The organism is Siphonobacter sp. BAB-5385, assembly GCF_002261125.1.
In the GTDB taxonomy this organism is placed as follows: domain Bacteria; phylum Bacteroidota; class Bacteroidia; order Cytophagales; family Spirosomataceae; genus Siphonobacter.
This window is the reverse complement of record NZ_NMPS01000254.1, coordinates 1-18155: the sequence shown is the minus strand read 5'-3', so window position 1 is coordinate 18155 and position 18155 is coordinate 1. Positions and strand designations below refer to the sequence as shown.

General features: G+C 48.1%; 20 protein-coding genes and 1 pseudogene. 10 read left to right on the top strand and 11 right to left on the bottom strand.

Annotated elements, in window-relative coordinates; genetic code table 11:
- Positions 1–6 precede the first annotated feature (6 nt).
- From BWI93_RS26850 to BWI93_RS26830, 5 genes are all read left to right on the top strand, one after another.
- Positions 7–519 carry a fasciclin domain-containing protein gene (locus BWI93_RS26850; RefSeq protein WP_094817016.1) on the top strand — a complete coding sequence of 171 codons (513 nt, stop codon included), beginning with the start codon at positions 7–9 and terminating at the stop codon, positions 517–519.
- A gap of 136 nt (positions 520–655) precedes the next feature.
- Positions 656–1207, top strand: a complete 552-nt coding sequence (locus tag BWI93_RS26845; protein WP_094817015.1) for a DUF4494 domain-containing protein — start codon at positions 656–658, stop codon at positions 1205–1207.
- 56 nt (positions 1208–1263) lie between these two features.
- The gene (locus BWI93_RS26840; RefSeq protein WP_094817014.1) at positions 1264–1824 is read left to right on the top strand and encodes a fasciclin domain-containing protein; all 561 of its coding nucleotides are present in this window, start codon (positions 1264–1266) and stop codon (positions 1822–1824) included.
- Between the two features lie 51 nt (positions 1825–1875).
- Positions 1876–2718 (top strand): bifunctional transcriptional activator/DNA repair enzyme AdaA, encoded by an 843-nt coding sequence (locus tag BWI93_RS26835; protein ID WP_094817013.1) that lies wholly within the window; start codon positions 1876–1878, stop codon positions 2716–2718.
- A 104-nt stretch (positions 2719–2822) separates the two neighbouring features.
- Positions 2823–3380, top strand: coding sequence for a fasciclin domain-containing protein (locus tag BWI93_RS26830; protein WP_094817012.1), 558 nt, complete (start codon positions 2823–2825; stop codon positions 3378–3380).
- A gap of 71 nt (positions 3381–3451) precedes the next feature.
- Here BWI93_RS26830 and BWI93_RS26825 read toward each other — a convergent pair whose 3' ends face one another.
- From BWI93_RS26825 to BWI93_RS26815, 3 genes are all read right to left on the bottom strand, one after another.
- Positions 3452–3919 (bottom strand): GNAT family N-acetyltransferase, encoded by a 468-nt coding sequence (locus BWI93_RS26825; RefSeq protein WP_094817011.1) that lies wholly within the window; start codon positions 3917–3919, stop codon positions 3452–3454.
- A gap of 117 nt (positions 3920–4036) precedes the next feature.
- Positions 4037–5962, bottom strand: a complete 1926-nt coding sequence (dnaK, locus tag BWI93_RS26820; RefSeq protein ID WP_094817010.1) for a molecular chaperone DnaK — start codon at positions 5960–5962, stop codon at positions 4037–4039.
- A 179-nt stretch (positions 5963–6141) separates the two neighbouring features.
- Positions 6142–6720, bottom strand: a complete 579-nt coding sequence (locus BWI93_RS26815; protein ID WP_094817009.1) for a hypothetical protein — start codon at positions 6718–6720, stop codon at positions 6142–6144.
- A gap of 165 nt (positions 6721–6885) precedes the next feature.
- Between BWI93_RS26815 and BWI93_RS26810 the strand changes: the two genes are divergently transcribed.
- Positions 6886–7308 (top strand): nuclease A inhibitor family protein, encoded by a 423-nt coding sequence (locus BWI93_RS26810; protein WP_094817008.1) that lies wholly within the window; start codon positions 6886–6888, stop codon positions 7306–7308.
- 155 nt (positions 7309–7463) lie between these two features.
- Here the strand turns inward: BWI93_RS26810 and rplT are convergent, their stop codons facing one another.
- The 8 genes and pseudogenes from rplT to BWI93_RS26770 form a co-directional block, all read right to left on the bottom strand.
- The gene (rplT, locus tag BWI93_RS26805; RefSeq protein WP_094817007.1) at positions 7464–7808 is read right to left on the bottom strand and encodes a 50S ribosomal protein L20; all 345 of its coding nucleotides are present in this window, start codon (positions 7806–7808) and stop codon (positions 7464–7466) included.
- A 163-nt stretch (positions 7809–7971) separates the two neighbouring features.
- Positions 7972–8166, bottom strand: coding sequence for a 50S ribosomal protein L35 (rpmI, locus tag BWI93_RS26800; RefSeq protein WP_094817006.1), 195 nt, complete (start codon positions 8164–8166; stop codon positions 7972–7974).
- 208 nt (positions 8167–8374) lie between these two features.
- On the bottom strand, positions 8375–8935 hold the full coding sequence (gene infC / locus BWI93_RS26795; RefSeq protein WP_094817005.1) for a translation initiation factor IF-3: 561 nt from the start codon (positions 8933–8935) through the stop codon (positions 8375–8377).
- A gap of 163 nt (positions 8936–9098) precedes the next feature.
- A pseudogene (thrS, locus tag BWI93_RS26790) lies at positions 9099–11047 on the bottom strand (threonine--tRNA ligase).
- Between the two features lie 193 nt (positions 11048–11240).
- A complete protein-coding gene (locus BWI93_RS26785; protein ID WP_094817004.1) occupies positions 11241–11864 on the bottom strand; it encodes a lipopolysaccharide assembly protein LapB in 624 nt (207 codons plus the stop codon).
- On the bottom strand, positions 11861–12370 hold the full coding sequence (locus tag BWI93_RS26780; protein ID WP_094817003.1) for a M48 family metallopeptidase: 510 nt from the start codon (positions 12368–12370) through the stop codon (positions 11861–11863). The genes BWI93_RS26785 and BWI93_RS26780 overlap by 4 nt, the downstream gene beginning before the upstream one ends.
- 82 nt (positions 12371–12452) lie before the next feature.
- Positions 12453–12842, bottom strand: coding sequence for a hypothetical protein (locus tag BWI93_RS26775; RefSeq protein ID WP_141217614.1), 390 nt, complete (start codon positions 12840–12842; stop codon positions 12453–12455).
- A 24-nt stretch (positions 12843–12866) separates the two neighbouring features.
- Entirely contained in the window at positions 12867–13232 is a 366-nt protein-coding gene (locus BWI93_RS26770; protein WP_094817001.1) for a hypothetical protein, read from the bottom strand.
- A gap of 173 nt (positions 13233–13405) precedes the next feature.
- Here BWI93_RS26770 and BWI93_RS26765 point away from each other — a divergent pair, with 173 nt between their 5' ends.
- The 4 genes from BWI93_RS26765 (at position 13406) to BWI93_RS26750 (ending at position 18070) form a co-directional block, all read left to right on the top strand.
- On the top strand, positions 13406–15904 hold the full coding sequence (locus BWI93_RS26765; RefSeq protein ID WP_094817000.1) for a M14 metallopeptidase family protein: 2499 nt from the start codon (positions 13406–13408) through the stop codon (positions 15902–15904).
- Between the two features lie 145 nt (positions 15905–16049).
- Positions 16050–16313, top strand: coding sequence for an autorepressor SdpR family transcription factor (locus BWI93_RS26760; protein ID WP_094816999.1), 264 nt, complete (start codon positions 16050–16052; stop codon positions 16311–16313).
- A 4-nt stretch (positions 16314–16317) separates the two neighbouring features.
- Positions 16318–16959 carry an SdpI family protein gene (locus tag BWI93_RS26755; protein ID WP_094816998.1) on the top strand — a complete coding sequence of 214 codons (642 nt, stop codon included), beginning with the start codon at positions 16318–16320 and terminating at the stop codon, positions 16957–16959.
- Positions 16960–16990: 31 nt separating this feature from the next.
- The gene (locus BWI93_RS26750; protein WP_094816997.1) at positions 16991–18070 is read left to right on the top strand and encodes a S9 family peptidase; all 1080 of its coding nucleotides are present in this window, start codon (positions 16991–16993) and stop codon (positions 18068–18070) included.
- Positions 18071–18155 lie beyond the last annotated feature (85 nt).

Genomic DNA, 18155 nt, shown 5'->3' with positions numbered 1-18155 from the left:
TAGCTTATGAAAACGCTCCTGTTTGTATTCGCTCTGGGTATTACGGCCAGCTACGCTCAAACTTCCGTCAATGATTCTCGTAAGGATCTGATCGCGAACTTGAGCAGTACAGCCGATTACGCCACGTTCACCAACGCTCTCAATCAGAGCGGTTTGTCACAAACGTTACGTGCCAACGGTCCTTTTACCATATTCGCACCTACGGACAAGGCTTTTGCAAAGGTTCCTTCGCTGGATGAACTCCTGAAAAGCGAAAATAAACCCAAGTTGATCAAGTTACTCTCCAACCACGTCCTGACGGGAAAGTATACCGCTCAATCGATTCGCGAAGCCATTGAAAAAGGCCAGGGCAAAGCCACATTCAAAACCCTGGGTGGCGGCACCCTGACGGCAGCTTTATCAGAAAACGTCCTATTGATTACTGACGAAGCCGGGAGCACCTCCCGCGTGATCATGCCCGACCAGAATTCCGATAATGGCATTATTCACATTGTAGATACGGTTGATCAGACGAAGTAGGCATTTGTTTTCATACTAGTTTGTCACTACATTTTCGAAGGGTCGATGGAAGAGAATTTCTTTCGTCGATCCTTCGTTGCATATAGGAGTGATCTTGTAAATTGCTCCATCATCCGTTTACACTTTATATTTTTACATGGCTACGTGGTTTTTAGGAAAGATCCGATTTACAAAGGAAATTGATGCAGGGAAGTTTCAAACCGTTACGGAGGCGTATTTACTCGACGCCGTATCGTTTACAGATGCCGAAGCCCGCTTGTATGATTTGTTAGGTGACAACGCTCCCGATTTCCGGGTAACCAGCCTGTCGCCCATGAAAGTTCAGGAAGTTTTCCATGTAGAAGGCTCTGAATTAAAGTGGTTTAAAGTCAAAATTCTGATTACGACTTTTGACGAAAAAGCGAAGAAAGAAAAGAAGTCCTCGGCCTCCTTTCTCATCAACGCCGACTCCATCAAACAGGCCTACGATCGGGTGGAAGATGCGTTGGGTCGCGTAGAAGATTACGAAATTACGGACGTGTCCCTTACGCCCATTCTTGAAGTGGTTCCCTACGACGTGGACAACCAGAAGATGGATCAGTTGCGTCCGTTATCGGAGGCGGTGGCGGCGTTTGAAAATGATTCGAACGTACCAGCCAACGATTCACCCGAACAACCCTTTGAGCGGGTTGAACAAGCTGCGGAATAACCCCGGAATCCGGCAGGAGCGAATACCTGCCGGATTCTTATTCCTATATCCCCATCATGAAAAAAATCTGCTTTGCTTTACTCACTCTCTGGGCTACCGGCTGTGTAAGTAGCCAGGGCCCCAGCCGTACCTCTACCCCATCTCAACCGACTTCTCCTGCGGCTCCGGCCAGCGGCGGACGCGTAAATATCGCCCAGCATGCCGCCCGTTCGCAGGAACATAGTATTCTTACCAAAGCTCTCAAAGAGACCGGGTTTGTAAACACCCTCCAGAACTCTGGACCGTTTACGGTCTTTGCTCCCACGGACTCCGCCTTTCACAAGTCGCCGGAAGCTACTGCCCTGTTGCAACCCGATCAGATGAACCGCCTGCGAAAAGTGCTGGCCTATCACATCGTTACAGGCGTTTGGCAAACCAAAAACTTCCAGGAAGCTTTAGACCGGGGTATTCAACGCGTGGAATTGCGAACCCTCGCGGGCGAATACATCTACGTATCCAAGAACGGCGACCAGTGGTTGGTAACGGATAAAACCGGACATGAGGCCAAGCTTGAAACCACGGACTATGCCGTTAGCAACGGAATCGTACACGTAACTGACGCCGTACTTTGGCCCTAAGTCCGCAAGTTTCGGGTTACGGGCTTGCAATGAAGGCGGTATTTTTGGTTCATGAACGACTATCAACGTATTGAAAAAGCGATTCAGTACCTGAATACGCACTTTCAGCAACAGCCTTCGCTGGACGCGGTGGCTGAGCATGTACACCTGAGTCCGTACCATTTTCAACGCTTGTTTAAAGACTGGGCGGGGGTGAGTCCCAAGAAGTTTTTGCAGTACATCAGTCTCGAACATGCCAAGAGCTTACTAGCTCAAGGACACTCCCTGGCCGATACCAGTTTCGAAACCGGCCTTTCCAGTACCAGCCGTCTGCATGATTTATTCGTTACTATCGAAGGCATGACGCCCGGCGAATACAAAAACGGCGGACAGTACCTGCAAATTCAGTACAGCTTTGGTTCTACCCCTTTCGGACCGATTTGCATGGCTTCCACCGAAAAAGGCGTTTGCCATGTGGCGTTTATTACCAGTGAGGAAGAAGGTAAAGCCACTCTACAGCTTCGCTTTCCCCACGCTCAGCTGGAGCTTCTACCTACTGGCTTTCATCGGGCCGTGTTGCTGCGGTTTGAAGCTTCGCCTACGAATTTACCCCAGTTGAAGTTACATCTGAAGGGTACGGATTTCCAGCTCAAAGTATGGCAGGCTCTTTTACAGATTCCTCCGGGACGACTGAGTACCTATGCGGGTATTTCGCAGGCCATTGAGCAGCCTTCGGCCTGTCGGGCCGTAGGAACGGCGATTGGGCAAAATCCGATTGCGTACCTCATTCCCTGTCACCGCGTCATTCGCTCCACGGGCCTGATTGGTGACTACCACTGGGGAGCGAGTCGAAAAGCGGCTTTGATCGGCTGGGAATCAGCCCATATCTTAGGGGAACCGGAGAACGTTTGTTAGTAATTTTTAACACGACATTTATGGCATCGCATCGATAAATACCTAAACTTGCACTAGAATCAACGAAACCCATAATAACGATCACCCCTTAAAAATATAGGAATATGAAAGCGATTCTTTTGTCAGTCTTAGCCGCTGGTCTGCTCACCGCCACCCAGACCTTCGCTCAGGAAACAGCTCCCGTAGATGCGGCTAAAAAAGGTCAAATTATCATGAGTGCCCAGAAAATGATTGTGGAAAATGCCGTTCAATCACCGGGCTTAAAGACTTTTACCGCCGCGTTGAAACAAACCGGCGTTAGCAATACCCTAGCCTCCAGCGGTCCCTTCACGGTTTTTGCTCCTACCGACTCAGCATTTTCTGCCGTTCCTGACGCGGCTCAATTCGTTTCGGCTGGTAACGTGACGACCTTACGTAAAACCTTGCTTCATCACGTCGTAACCGGCAAGTGGACGGCTAACGACCTCCAAAACGCCGTGAATAAGGGCAAAGGGAAAACCGTACTCCGCACCTTAACGGGTCAGAACCTGACGGTAACAAAATCAGGCGATCAGTTTGTAGTAGCCGATGAAAAAGGCCATCAGGCAGTCGTCGAATTTCCTGATCAGGCTCAGAAAAATGGTGTAGTACACGTGATTAGTGCCGTACTCATGCCGAAATAATTATTGCGTTTTACCCAATACAAAAAGCCTTCTCTGATTACTCAGAGAAGGCTTTTTGTTACAAACGTCCGTCAGATTTCTTTGATGAACATGACCCGATCCTGTCCCTCCCCCGCGTAATTTTTAACGACGGGTACATCATAATCGCCCAGCTCACCGATCATTTTCATTCCCATTTTATAATGGTGGAAGGCAATTGATTTCGTATTCTCCGGCGTCGTAATGGCTCTTACATGCGTACGGCCTTTCGCTTGGCAATAGTTGATAAAATGCTGGTACAGGAGCGTACCAAGCCCTTTTTTCTGGTGACTTTCGCGAATCCCAACGAGATGGACGTATCCTGACTGATCCGTCTGGGAGAGAAAACCGAAGAGATACGCTACGGGTTTTTGTTCTTCCCGAATGACAAAAGCTGTATTCCCAAATTCGTGAATGTAAATGGGATGATGGAAAGATAGCGTACGTTCGCTTCCCCAAAACGCAACGATGTCCCGAATGATGATAAAATAGTCGTCGAGCGTACAGTTTTCGATAAGCATAGTTGGATGGTTAACAGTGGAAGAAAGCTTGGGGCATACAGATACCGTGGCAAATAAAAAGTCCCTAACCAATTTCGCAATTGATTAGGGACTTTTACTGTACGTATTCAGAAAGAATTACTTCACTTCTTCGAAGTTCACATCCTGAACATCTTTATCGTTACCAGCAGAACCGCCAGCCTGACCGTCGGTAGCATCACCACCGGGGTAACCATTCGGCTGAGCACCACCACCGGCATTAGCAGCATTGTACATTTCAGTAGAAGCGGCCGCCCAAGCATTGTTCAGTTGTTCGGAAGCAGCATCGATAGCCGCAACGTCCTGGCTTTGGTGAGCCGTACGCAGAGCAGCAACGGCCGTTTCTATGGCTGATTTATTGCCTTCTGACAGTTTATCACCGTACTCTTTCAGTTGACGTTCCGTTTGGAAAATTAGTGAATCGGCTTGGTTCAGCTTCTCGATTTTTTCACGTTCAGCCTTATCGTTGGCTTCGTTCGCTTTGGCTTCGTCACGCATCCGTTGGATTTCGGCGTCGCTCAAACCGCTGGAAGCTTCGATCCGAATCTTCTGCTCTTTGTTCGTAGCCTTATCTTTAGCAGATACGTTCAGGATACCGTTCGCATCCACGTCGAAAGTTACCTCGATTTGAGGAATACCACGGGGTGCGGGCGGAATATCGCTCAGGTGGAAACGACCCAGGGTACGGTTTTGACCGGCCATCGGACGCTCGCCCTGCAATACGTGAATTTCAACCGAAGGCTGATTATCCGACGCCGTTGAGAACGTTTCAGATTTTTTCGTAGGAATCGTGGTGTTCGCATCGATCAGTTTCGTGAACACACCACCCATGGTTTCGATACCCAGTGACAAAGGAATAACGTCCAGCAGCAGTACGTCTTTCACTTCACCCGTCAATACGCCCCCTTGTACGGCAGCACCAATGGCTACGGCTTCATCAGGGTTGATATTTTTCGAAGGTTTCTTACCGAAGAATTTCTCTACTTCTTCCTGTACTTTCGGAATCCGCGTCGAACCACCTACCAGAATCACTTCGTCGATTTCGGAAGTGCTGATGTTGGCGTTCTTCATCGCTTTGCGAACGGGTTCCATCATCCGTACGAACAGGCTATCCGCCAATTGTTCGAACTTCGCCCGCGTCAGCGTACGCACCAAGTGCTTGGGCATACCGTTTACCGGGAAGATGTACGGCAGGTTGATTTCCGTTTGGCTGGAAGAAGAAAGTTCTACTTTCGCTTTTTCAGCGGCTTCTTTCAAACGTTGCAGAGCCATCGGATCCTGACGCAGGTCTACACCTTCGTCTGCTTTGAATTCGTTGGCCAGCCAGTCGATGATCACTTGGTCGAAGTCATCACCACCTAAGTGCGTATCACCGTCGGTTGATTTTACTTCGAATACGCCATCACCCAGTTCCAGAATCGAAATATCGAACGTACCACCACCTAAGTCAAACACGGCAATTTTCATGTCATGTTTTTTATCCAGACCAAAGGCCAGAGCAGCAGCCGTAGGCTCGTTAATGATCCGTTTTACGTCCAGACCAGCGATTTGTCCGGCTTCTTTCGTAGCCTGACGCTCGGCATCGTTAAAGTACGCAGGTACTGTAATAACGGCTTCCGTTACGGTTTGCCCCAGATAATCTTCAGCCGTCTGCTTCATTTTCGTCAGAATCTGAGCTGAAATTTCCTGAGGCGTATACAGACGGTCACCAATCCGTACACGAGGAGTATTGTTAGGGCCTTGTTCTACGACATACGAAATGGTTTTCATTTCGTTTTGTACTTCCGTAAAACGTTTACCCATGAAACGCTTGATTGACTGAATAGTATTCGTAGGGTTCGTAATAGCCTGACGTTTGGCAGGATCTCCCACTTTACGCTCGCCATTACCATTATCCATAAAGGCTACGACTGAAGGAGTCGTACGACGTCCTTCGCTGTTTGGGATAACAACGGGCTCGTTACCTTCCATTACAGCAACGCAGGAGTTTGTCGTGCCTAAGTCAATGCCAATGATTTTTCCCATGATAAAGTATTTGGTTTAATTTCTCGGTTATCGGTAGATGCTATATTTATCTAAATCCCCGTGCCTATCGCTATTTTCTGTCTTAATTCTGACAGATTGACAGCATAAAAAAGGGCCCGCAGGGAAAAAATCTGCGGGCCTTTGACACAAACTTTACTCATCGCTGAGGTACTGACAGTTTATTTACCAAAAAGTCCGCCCAGCATACCGCCGAGTCCGCCTTCGTTGTTTTTGTCATTTTTATCGTTGGACGAGCCAAACAAGCTACCTCCAATATTCTTCAAATCATTCATATCAAGTTTACCGTCGGCCAAAGCCGCTCCTACCTGATTAAAGTTAAATCCACCCGTGTTGGCGTCCGTACCCGCCAGAAGTGATCCCATCATGGAATTAGCATCCACGGATGTATCGTTCGGATTGTTCAATTTTCCGATGATTGTACTCAAAACCATTGGCACGATGGCTCCAACAATGTTTTGAGCTACGGAACCACTGATTCCAAATTTGTCCATCAGACTCCCTATGGCATTTTGGGAAATTCCCGAAACAATGGGACTCTGTTGTACTGCCTGGCGACCGGAGAATAATTCCATCAGGCCACTGATGTTTCCCTTGGCCGCTTCGCCCTGTAAACCCTGTACGATAGACGTAAAGATGGTCGTCTGAGCGGCTTCGTTCTGTTGTTCAGGAATAGCCGGATTGTTGACAATGGCTTCCTGTGAATTATTTTTGACGAGATTGAGGAGCTGATCTAACATGGTTGTTTATTAGTAAGCGTATGGTCGTTTTTACTCAGCAATAGTACTCTACTTTTTTGAAAAACAAAAATTACCTTTGCTGCATTACTTTGTAAAAAAGTTGAGCCTACCTCCCTTAGTACGCTTATTTTTGATTCAATTTCGGACTTTTTCAACCTTACGATTATGGCTGCCCGACTGGCTTCAAATCTCTTGATCGAAAACCTGAAGCAGGAAGTAAATGGCCTGCTCTATACCAGCGAATCTGATGCTCCTTTTGAGGTAAACGCGTTGCCTGAATGGCAGGAAGAGACGCCTCCCGAGGCAGAAGCATTGCGTACCTTGCTGGGACTAGAAGCGGATGTACCCGTGAAAATCCAAAAAATAGAATCGTTTTTCAGACCTCTGCTGAAGACCTATGACTGGTTTGGGGAAGAAGAAAATCAGACGGTAGAACGCTATCAGCAATTGAAAAGCTTCGTCGCTACGCAATTGACGAAACCTCAGGTATACCGCGTGGGAGAAGTAGAAATCGATATTTACATCGTGGGGCAGTCCGTGGATGGCCCCTGGGTAAGTTTAAAAACCAAAGCGACGGAAACGGAATAAATACCATTTTCAAGCCTGACGTGTAGTCATGAATTGCGGCTTCCTTTCTTAAAAAAGTGACATTTCGTCGTATTTTCCATAGGCTACTAAAACAAAAATCCTCCGGCAAGCCGGAGGATTTTCTATAGATCGAAACTTGATTTCTAATCTATGGCTCATTTCACGTGGTCAACCACAGCTTTGAACGCATCGGGATGGTTCATTGCCAGGTCAGCCAATACTTTACGGTTCAGTTCAACGCCTGAATTATGCAGTTTACCAATGAATTGTGAGTAGCTCAAGCCATGCTGACGAGCACCGGCATTGATACGAGCAATCCAAAGAGCACGGAAATTCCGTTTTTTCTGCTTACGATCGCGGTAAGCATAATTTAAACCACGTTCAACGGCATTTTTAGCTACCGTCCAAACGTTTTTACGACGGCCATAATAACCTTTGGCCAGTTTGAGCACCTTTTTGCGACGGGCCCGAGACGCTACGTGATTGACACTACGTGGCATGTTGTGTTAGTTTTTTGACGTTGGCGGAGGAGAGTTTTGAGTTCTGAGTTCAGGGTTTTGAGTTAAACTCGTAACACTAAACGCTAAACCCTAAACGCTGTTCTCGCTTAAAAAGCCATGAGTCGGGTTAAACAAGGAAACCTGTAATTGGTCCGAAGACAAACTACTTGGCAAGCAGAGCGATTACGCGAGCGTGATCTGACTCATGTACCAGCGTGCTCTTAACGAGGTTAGCCTTACGTTTGTTAGACTTCTTCGTCAGGATGTGGCTGTGGAAGGCGTGCTTCCGCTTGATTTGTCCGGTTCCAGTCAGCTTAAAACGCTTTTTGGAGCCCGAGTTTGATTTTTGCTTAGGCATAAACTGAACCTGTTAATAGATGAAAAAAGTACTCAAAGTGAAATGAACCGCAAAAGTAACAAAAAAACCAATAATAGTTACGATTTAATTACGTTTTTTAAGCTATCTTCCTCGTTTTCAGGTCGTAAAATAACCCATGGGGTAGCATTCGTGTGAATACTACCCCATGGGTTGGTACAGATTCGACTTTGCTAAAAAGCAGGTCGATTTATTTTTTCACTTTTGGAGCGATGATGATGTTCATCCGGCGACCTTCCAGACGAGCTTCTGATTCCAGTTTTCCGTGTTCTTCCAGATCCGACATGAATCGTTTCAGCAGATTGAAACCCTGGTCTTTAAATACGATTTCACGTCCGGAGAATTGTACGTAAGCTTTCACTTTCGAACCTTCTTTCAGGAAGTTGGTCGCGTGCTTTAATTTAAAGTCGTAATCGTGATCATCCGTCGTAGGACTAAAGCGGATTTCTTTAATTACCACTTTAATTTGCTTGGATTTCAGCTCCTTCTGTTTTTTCTTCTGTTCGTATTTGAACTTCGAATAATCAACGATACGGCATACTGGGGGATCTGCATTAGGAGAAATCTCCACTAAATCCAGAGCCTGTTGCTGAGCCATCTCCAGAGCCTGACGAATATCAACAATCCCCTGGTCCACGTTTTCGCCAACCAAGCGTACTTGCTGTACTCCGCGAATCAATTGATTAATGCGGTAGGGTTCTTCTTTCCTTACAGGAGGTCTGCGGTTCATACCGCCGGGGCGTAATGCCATACTTGTTAATTTGGTGATTTTTAAGTTTTCAGTGATTACTGTTTTCAGCAGAATGGAAGTAGACTGAAAACTCCTGATCCTGAACTGAAAACTGAGAAGAAGCCGTCACGAAAGCTTCCTTACGTAACGGCTTCGAAAAATACGTGCCTAAGATGAAGTATTTTTAAAATTTAAGCAAATTTTTATTAATTTCCTCCTTAGCCAGGGCAATAAACTGACCGATTGGCATACTGCCTAAGTCACCTTCGCCTTTTTTACGGACAGAAACGGTTCCTTCGGCCTGTTCTTTCTCACCTACGATGAGCATAAAGGGTGTTTTCGAAACCTCCGCATCACGGATTTTTTGCCAATTTTTTCATCCCGGTGATCTACGTAGCCCCGCAAGTCATCTTCCTGAAGCAACAGAAAGATTTCGTTGGCGTAGTCCGTGTATTTCTCTGAAATCGGTAATACTGCCAATTGTTCCGGTGACAGCCACAGCGGGAAATTTCCAGCTGTACTTTCAATCAGAATAGCTACAAAACGCTCGAGCGATCCAAAAGGTGCCCGGTGGATCATCACGGGGCGGTACTTTTTATTATCCGCTCCGGTGTATTCGAGATCAAAACGTTCGGGCAGGTTATAATCTACCTGAATGGTACCCAACTGCCACTTACGACCCAGGGCATCTTTCACCATGAAGTCCAGCTTGGGACCGTAGAAGGCCGCCTCACCGTATTCAATGACCGTATTCAGTCCTTTCGCTGCGGCGGAGCTGATGATGGCCTGTTCGGCCCGATCCCAGTTTTCTTCCGAACCGATGTATTTGGACCGGTCTTCCTGATCCCGTAATGAAATCTGAGCACTGTATTCGTTAAAGCCCAGGGCTTTGAAGACGTACTGAACCAGATCAATTACTTTCATAAACTCTTCCTCGACCTGATCGGGACGGCAGAAAATGTGAGCATCATCCTGCGTAAAGCCACGTACGCGGGTCAGTCCGTGCAACTCACCCGACTGCTCGTAGCGATAGACCGTACCGAATTCCGCAAACCGTACCGGAAGATCGCGGTAACTGCGGGGCTTCGACCGATAGATTTCGCAGTGGTGCGGGCAGTTCATCGGTTTCAGCAGGAACTCCTCGTCTTCATCCGGGGTATGAATGGGCTGGAAAGAATCCTTACCGTATTTTTCGTAGTGACCGGAAGTCACGTAGAGTTGCTTGGAACCAATGTGCGGCGTTACGACCGGTAAATACCCGGCCCGAACCTGAGCCCGACGAAGGAAATTTTCCAGCCGCTCGCGAAGGGCTGCACCTTTGGGCAACCACAGGGGCAAGCCCTGCCCTACCCGCTCGGAGAAGGTAAATAACTCCAGCTCTTTACCCAGCTTCCGGTGATCCCGCTTCTTGGCTTCTTCGAGCAGGTGGAGGTATTCATCCAGCTCTTTCTGCTTGGGGAAGGTCACCCCGTAAATCCGGGTGAGCATTTTATTGTTTTCGTTGCCCCGCCAGTAGGCTCCGGCTACGTTGAGAATTTTGGCAGCTTTAATGAAACCAGTATCCGGAATGTGCGGACCCCGGCAGAGATCGGTGAAATTTCCCTGCGAATAGAAGGTAATCTTTCCATCTTCAAGGTCTTTCAGCAGATCCAGTTTGTACTCGTCGCCTTTTTCTTCAAAATACGCAATGGCCTCCGCTTTTGAGATCGGTGTACGGGCGTACACTTCTTTCTGCCGGGCCAGTTCGAGCATTTTGTCTTCTACTTTCTTGAAATCTTCCTGCGAGAATTTCTGATCGCCCAGGTCAACGTCGTAGTAAAAACCGGTTTCGATGGCCGGACCAATCCCGAATTTCACGCCGGGGTACAAGGCTTCCAGAGCTTCCGCCAGCAAGTGAGCCGACGAGTGCCAGAAGGTTGCTTTTCCGTCCGTGTCGTTCCAGGTCAGCAGTTTGACGGTTGAATCGTTTTCGATGGCACGACTAGCGTCCCATACTTCGCCGTTTACTTCGGCGGCTAATACATTACGGGCAAGGCCTTCGCTAATGCTACGGGCAATGTCCAGGCCGGAGACGCCCTTCGGAAACGTACGGATGCTTCCGTCCGGCAGGGTAATCTGGATTTGATTTTCCATGAATATGTGAAATAAACGATTAAAAATCACGGAGATACAAAGTCCGTGAGAGCTTTACGGTTTTCAGTATACCGTTTGCTGTTTTCAGTGAATTGTGTCCAGAAAACGATTCTGTCAACGCCATGTATAGTTACTTCTACTATGAAATTCTTTCAATGCCCTAAACTAACAAGCGTTTCCGATAAACGCACTACTAAATGGAATCGGCGGCGGCGGTTCCCGTTTTGTCAGGAACAGTCAGGGCTGGCCGGTAGCGTTCATCCTGCCGCAGCTCCGGGTAATTGGTGAGCTGTTTTCGTCGCGTTCGCCAGTACCCGCCTATGGCCTTTCGGTTGCCTGGATTCTGCTGAGCTTCCGTCAGGTAGTAATCCATGGCTTTGTCGTCGTTGCCTACTAACTCAAGACATTGGGCCATCAGAAAGTTCAATCCGGGATAGTTGGGGTTCACCTTCTCAACCACCTGTAAATGCTTTAGTGCAGCCGCCGCTTTTTCAACGTTGAACAAGAGCGAAGCTACGTACAGGTTCGCTCCCGGATTATTAGGCTCCGTTTTAATGGCTTTCATGAACTCGGTGTACGAACTGTCCACTTGCGAAGTTTGCAGGAAGGTGAGCCCCCGACGGTAATGCAAATCGGCATCATTCGGGTAAAAATTAAGTCCTTCCTGAGCAAACCACAACGCCTTGGGATATTCCTTTTTCTGATAGTAAATCCGGGATAGTTGCTGATACGCATCCAGAAAACCGGGCATCAGCGTACGGCTTCGCAGAAACAACACCAGGGCCGAGGTCGTATCTCCTAATTTTGCGGCAATCATGCCGCGATAGAAATAGGCTTCGCGTGGTACGGGTTGATTTGCAGGGTACGGGCCAGGTACTGTCGGGCTTTTCCCAACTGGTACTTCTGCTGGTACAAATCCGCGAGCAGGACGAAGAGTTCGGGGGTACGTTCATTAAGAATTTCGGCCCGTTGAGCCGCATACAGAGCTTCGTCAATCTGCCGGCGTTGCCGCAGAATCTTCGCTTTGGTTACGTAATAACGACCCGTATTTCGTTTGAGTTCGATGGCCCGGTTGATGTCTTCCAGGGCGGCATCCAGCTCCGAACGCTGGAGATAAATTTCGGCCCGTTTCTGGTAGTTATCCGGAGCATCCGGATACTGATGAATGACCCGGGTCAGCAAATCCAGGGCCTTGGGCGTAGAAAAACCTTCGTTCATGTTCGGCAACGGCGGAATACGTATACCCGCCTGCTCTTCCGAAGAACAGGCCATCATTCCCCCGAGTAAACCTAGAAACACAAAAACCAGAACCGAACGAATCATCCCCAAAGTCTAAAATCGCCGCAAAACTACGGAATTTACAGGACTGACTCTACCTGATTGCCAGAAAAGACACAAACCAGCCTTAACGATCCAAAGACACTGACGGACTTTTCTTTCGGAAGAAGTAGCGGTAATCGTAGTAGTCATTAACCGTTTTCGGTTGCTGAAACACCGCCTGCTGGTATTCCCAGCCATTGTCAATCATAAAATTGACTACCTCCATCGAAGAGTTGAATTTTTTAGCTTTTCCGGTTTCGGGGTCTTCAATGGCCATCTTTCGATTCGAAACCTGATCTTTCTGACCGTAATCGACCCGTGAAGAGAGCGAACTTAGAATGGAAGGTTCACGGATTTCAATACTAATCATGGTTCCTTCTTTCAGCGTATTCAGATCCACTCCATTGACCAGCACCTGGGCTTGCACCAGAGAACCCAGGCCACAAAGCATAAGCACATAGACGACACGTTTCATAGGCATAGTTTAGGAATAAAGGTTTCATTCCTTAAACTCCACGAGCCGGACCCTGGTATCTGTTTTAGAATTTTTAACAATCCCAGCCCGCTCTGCCCCTACTTCCTCTTCATTCGTGCCGGTTCGTATTTCCGTATTAAACCATTGTTTTTCCGGTTTACGATGCTTGTGGTACGCATTGATTTGAGCCGCAAAATCTTCCTGAGCATTGCGAAGAAAACTGGCAGAAATGTACGTATCGGTAGTACGAACGGTGGTTAAGTACACCAGGCGTGTCGTGCCCGGCGTTCGAATTTCATCATTCGTAGCTGTCAAAAAATAATAATAGGTTTCTGGTGGACGAACCAGCATACCCATTACGAAAAACAGGCGGATTAGTAAATACTGCATATGGAAGAAAAAATCAGTTAGCCCTTTCAGACTTGGCTGAACGCTTCAGGCCTGTACTTGATCGACGATAATCCCAGACAGGTGCATTTGAATTCTATCTTTTGTCGATCCACGATCCGAGTAGGAGAAAATTCGCCTAATTTTGAAGTTTCCGGATAATACACAACATCGGCATGAAAAAAGTTTCCCTTTTCTTTCTCCTAACCCTCTTTGCGTACCCAGTTCTGGCTCAGAAGACTCCCAAAGAATTTTTAGGATACGAACCCGGTACCATTCGTTGTACCCCCCATTACCGGGTTCTGGATTATTTTGAGTACCTGTCTCAGCAGTTTCCCAAGCAGGTCAAACTTCAGCAGTACGGCACCACCTATGAAAACCGTCCTTTGATAGTGGCCATCATCGCGTCTGAAGAAAATTTCCCCCAACTTGAAACCATCCGTACCAATCACCTCAAGTCGATTGGCTTACTGGAAGGTTCCGCTTCCGGAAAGTCGGTACCCGTCTCCTGGATGAGTTATAACATTCACGGCAACGAAAACGTGTCGTCAGAAGCAGCCATGATCGTGGCGTATAACTTATTGAAAGGCGATAACACGGCCGTTCTCAAGAACACGGTCGTGATCATCGATCCCTGCGTCAACCCTGATGGCTACGATCGCTACGTAAACGGGTACAACCAGCGTCTGGGCAACGTAGCTAACGCCTACGCCGGTGCCTGGGAGCACTCGGAACCCTGGCCGGGCGGACGGATGAACCACTACATGTTTGATCTGAACCGCGACTGGGCCTGGATGGTACAGAAAGAAAGTCAGGCTCGCAATACGATTTATCAGCAGTGGATGCCGCACGTATTCGCTGATTTCCACGAGCAGGGCATCAATTCTCCCTATTTCTTTACGCCCCCAGCCAAACCTGTACACCAAGACGTTACCGCCTGGCAACGGGAGTTTCAGACGATCATCGGTGATTACAACCGGAAAACCTTTGATAAAAACGGCTGGCTGTACTTTACCCGCGAGAACTTTGACCTGTTCTACCCTAGCTACGGCGATACGTACCCGACTTTCAACGGGGCTATTGGTATGACCTTCGAACAGGCCGGAAATGGCCGGGCGGGTCTGGCCATTCAGAAGGAAGACGGTGATACCCTGACGCTTCACGAACGCATCAGTCACCACGTAGCGGCCAGTAAGGCAACGATGGAAGCTCTTTCAGCCAATGCGGATAAAGCGGCGTCGGAGTTTATTAAGTTCTTTACCAATGCCAAAAATAACCCAACTGGAACGTACAAGTCTTACGTAATCAAAACCAAAGGCAGCGAAGGAAACGCCCGGGCGTTCACAGCGTACCTTAAACGCATGGGCTTCCAGTACGGTTACGCAGACAAGTCTGCTAACTTCTCGGGTGCCTACAGTTTTGCGGATGACAAATCAGCCTCTGCGTCCGTGGAAGCCGGTGATATTGTGATTAGTACGGCCCAGCCCCGTTCGACCTTCCTGAAAATTCTGATGGAGCCGAAAACGACGCTGGAAGATTCCGTTACTTACGATATTACGTCGTGGGCTCTGCCTTACGCCTACGGTCTGAAAGCGTTTGCTCTGAAAGAAAAAGTGCCGTTTACGACCACCGCTCCGGCAGCTACTACGCCAGCGGGCATTACGACGAAACCCTACGCGTATCTGCTTCGCTGGAAATCGCAGGAAGATGCTCATTTGCTGGCTCATTTGTTCCGGAAAAACGTTCGGGCCCGGGTAGCTACGAAGGCGTTTGAGGTAGAAGGTCAGAAATACGACATTGGTACGGTCATTCTGACGCGGGGCGAAAACGCCAGACTGGGTGACGCGTTCGACACGATTTTACAACAGGAAGCCAAAGAAATGCCGGGCAGTCTGATCCCCGTGGCTACGGGTTACGTAACGAACGGTCCGGATTTGGGCTCGAATTACGTAGCACAGATGAAGGCACCAAAAGTAGCGATTCTGACGGGTGAAGGCACCTCTCCCTACGCCGTAGGCGAAGTTTGGCATTACTTTGATCAGCAACTGCACTACCCGGCCACGATGATTCACACGAACGATTTTGCGAGTGCCAAGCTGGCCGATTTCGACGTACTGATTCTGGCGAATGGTAATTACGGACGGGTGCTCAACGAATCCGGTCTGGCCAAGTTGAAAAGCTGGGTACAGGCGGGGGGTAAACTGATTGCTCTGGAAGGTGCCGTTGGATCATTGGCGGGCAAGGATGGTTTTGAAATCACGAAAAAAGAGGAAAAGGACGAGAAAGGAAAAGCGGCCAGCGACCTGAAAGTATTCGGTAACCGCGAACGCGAATCCGTATCAACCGACACGCCGGGAGCCATTTACAAATTCAACCTTGACACCACACACCCGCTGGCGTACGGGTTAACGAATCCTTACCACGGACTGGTACTTTCGACGAGTGAGTATGGATTCCTGAAGAACGGCTGGAATGTAGGGTATCTGCAGAAAAACCCAGCCGTTGCTGGTTTCGTGGGCTTTGAAGCGAAAAAGAAACTGGAAAATACGCTGATGTTCGGTACGCAGGATTTAGGTCGTGGTCAGGTGGTTTACCTGGTCAACAACCCCCTCTTCCGTGGGTTCTGGCATCAGGGCAAGCTGGTATTTGCGAACGCCGTATTCATGGTGAACTAAGCCCTACCTGCTTTCAATTCAAACAAAAAATCCCGGACTAATCAGGTTCCGGGATTTTTTGTTTGTTTACCCTATAAAAAACAATTAGACGTTTGTCTAATTACTGAGAAATAGTTAGATATTTGTCTAATTATCTATTTACCGGATGAATACTTTATTTAAGGCTCTGAATGATTCCACGCGGCGACAAATACTGGAACTACTCCAGGAGAAAGATTTGACGGCGGGTGAGATTGCGGAGCATTTTGATATGACCAAGCCCAGCATTTCTCACCACCTGGATTTACTCAAACAGGCCGATCTGGTGGTCTCCCTGAAAAAAGGACAGCACATCATTTATTCGCTCAACATGACCGTGCTGGACGAAGTACTCGCCTGGATCATGCACTTACGTACACCCAAACCCTAACCTTATGAAAGCCTCCCGTACTTTACTTGCCATCGTTATTTCGCTGTTGCCGCTGCTGTATCTAAATTTTATCTTTCCTGAACTGCCGGACCGCGTACCGATTCATTTCGACTACCAGGGCCGGGCGGATAACTATGCGTCCAAATCCGGCTTTTATGGCTTACAGTTTGGCATGGCCGCTTTTTCCATAGGTATCTTTCTTTTGATTAAAAAAGGCCATACAACCAAGGCAACATCCACGAAATACACGCAGGAAACCCCGGAGCAATTAGGCCTGGGGTCCACGGTGTTTCTGGCCGCTCTGAACTTCATTATTATTCAGGCTGCTATCGCTCAGGACGGCGGTAAAATGATTGATTATGTATTGCTTTTATTTCCCTTTCTCTTCCTTTTCTTAGGCAACTATTTTATCCGCTTGAAGCCCAATTATTTCATCGGCATTCGTACACCGTACACGCTAATGAATGAAGAAATCTGGCGAAAGACGCATCGGCTGGCAGGACGCTTGTTGGTCGTTTCCAGTCTGGTTAGTATTCTGCCCATGTTGTACGTTGATTTTACAGGTAAAATGCTGATTGTCGGCGGTATGCTCGCGATTGGTTTCATTTATCCTATGTTTTATTCCTATCAGTTATCCCGTAAATAATTACTTTCCTAAAACCTTTCATGGCTCTCATATGAAGTTATTTACTTCCCTGCTAGTTTGCCTGAGTACGCTTGCCTTTGCTCAGGAAACGAAACCTTTTCACGAAGAGGAAGTCAGCTACTGGAACACTAAAGATTCCGTGCAGTTGAAAGGAACGCTGACGCTGCCGAATCAGGGTAAAAATTTCCCGGCTCTAATTCTCATTACGGGCTCGGGGCCGCAGGATCGGGATGAAACGATTCTGAGTCATAAACCTTTCAAAGCCATTGCTGAATACCTGGGCAGTCGCGGGTACGCCGTCCTGCGATACGACGATCGCGGCGGAGGAAAAATGAATAAAACCTTCATCAATGCTACGATTGATAACTTCATTAAGGATGCGGAAGCGAGTCTGGATTACCTGAAAACCCGGAAAGAAATCAATCCCAAGAAGATCGGTATGCTCGGCCATAGTGAAGGCGGCAGTGTAGCTCCGGGGGTGGCGGCTCAGCGAAAAGACGTTGCGTTTGTCATCCTGATGGCCGCACCGGGTCGATCCATGGTGGAAGTCATGCGGCAGCAAAACCGTGATTTGTTCTATACGGCAAAAATCGACTCAACAGTCGTTGAAACCTACGTTACGGAGTACTTCGACAAGGTCTTCCCTGCCTTTGCTACGCAACAGGATACGGCCCAACTGAGTGGGTTGATCCGGGAACGCATTGGTTTTTTACGCACGAAAATGTCGCCCAACCAGCTATTCGTTTTTGGTATTCCCCCCAAAGAAGAGATGTACGTCAAACAGGTGGTTACTAACTATAACGGGGAATGGTTTCGTCGCTTCATCACTTTCGACCCCGTTCCTTCCCTCCAAAAATTGACGGTACCGACGCTCGCATTGAATGGTACCAAAGACGTCCAGGTGAACGCCGATATGAACCTTCAGGGGATTGAAAATGCGTTGCAAAAAGCCGGAAATAAACGGTACAAAATCGTACGTCTGGAAGGATTAAATCACCTGATGTTACCCGCCAAAACGGGCTTACCTCAGGAATACGCCGCCATCAAGGGTGACATTGATCCGACGTTCCTGGAAGCTGTCTACGAATGGTTACAGAAAGAGGTGAGGTAATGATGGTGGCGGGATGCGGCCCGCCCGGTAGGCACAGCCTACCAACTTCTACGTCCGTAGCAAATGCTACGGACAACCCGCCCCG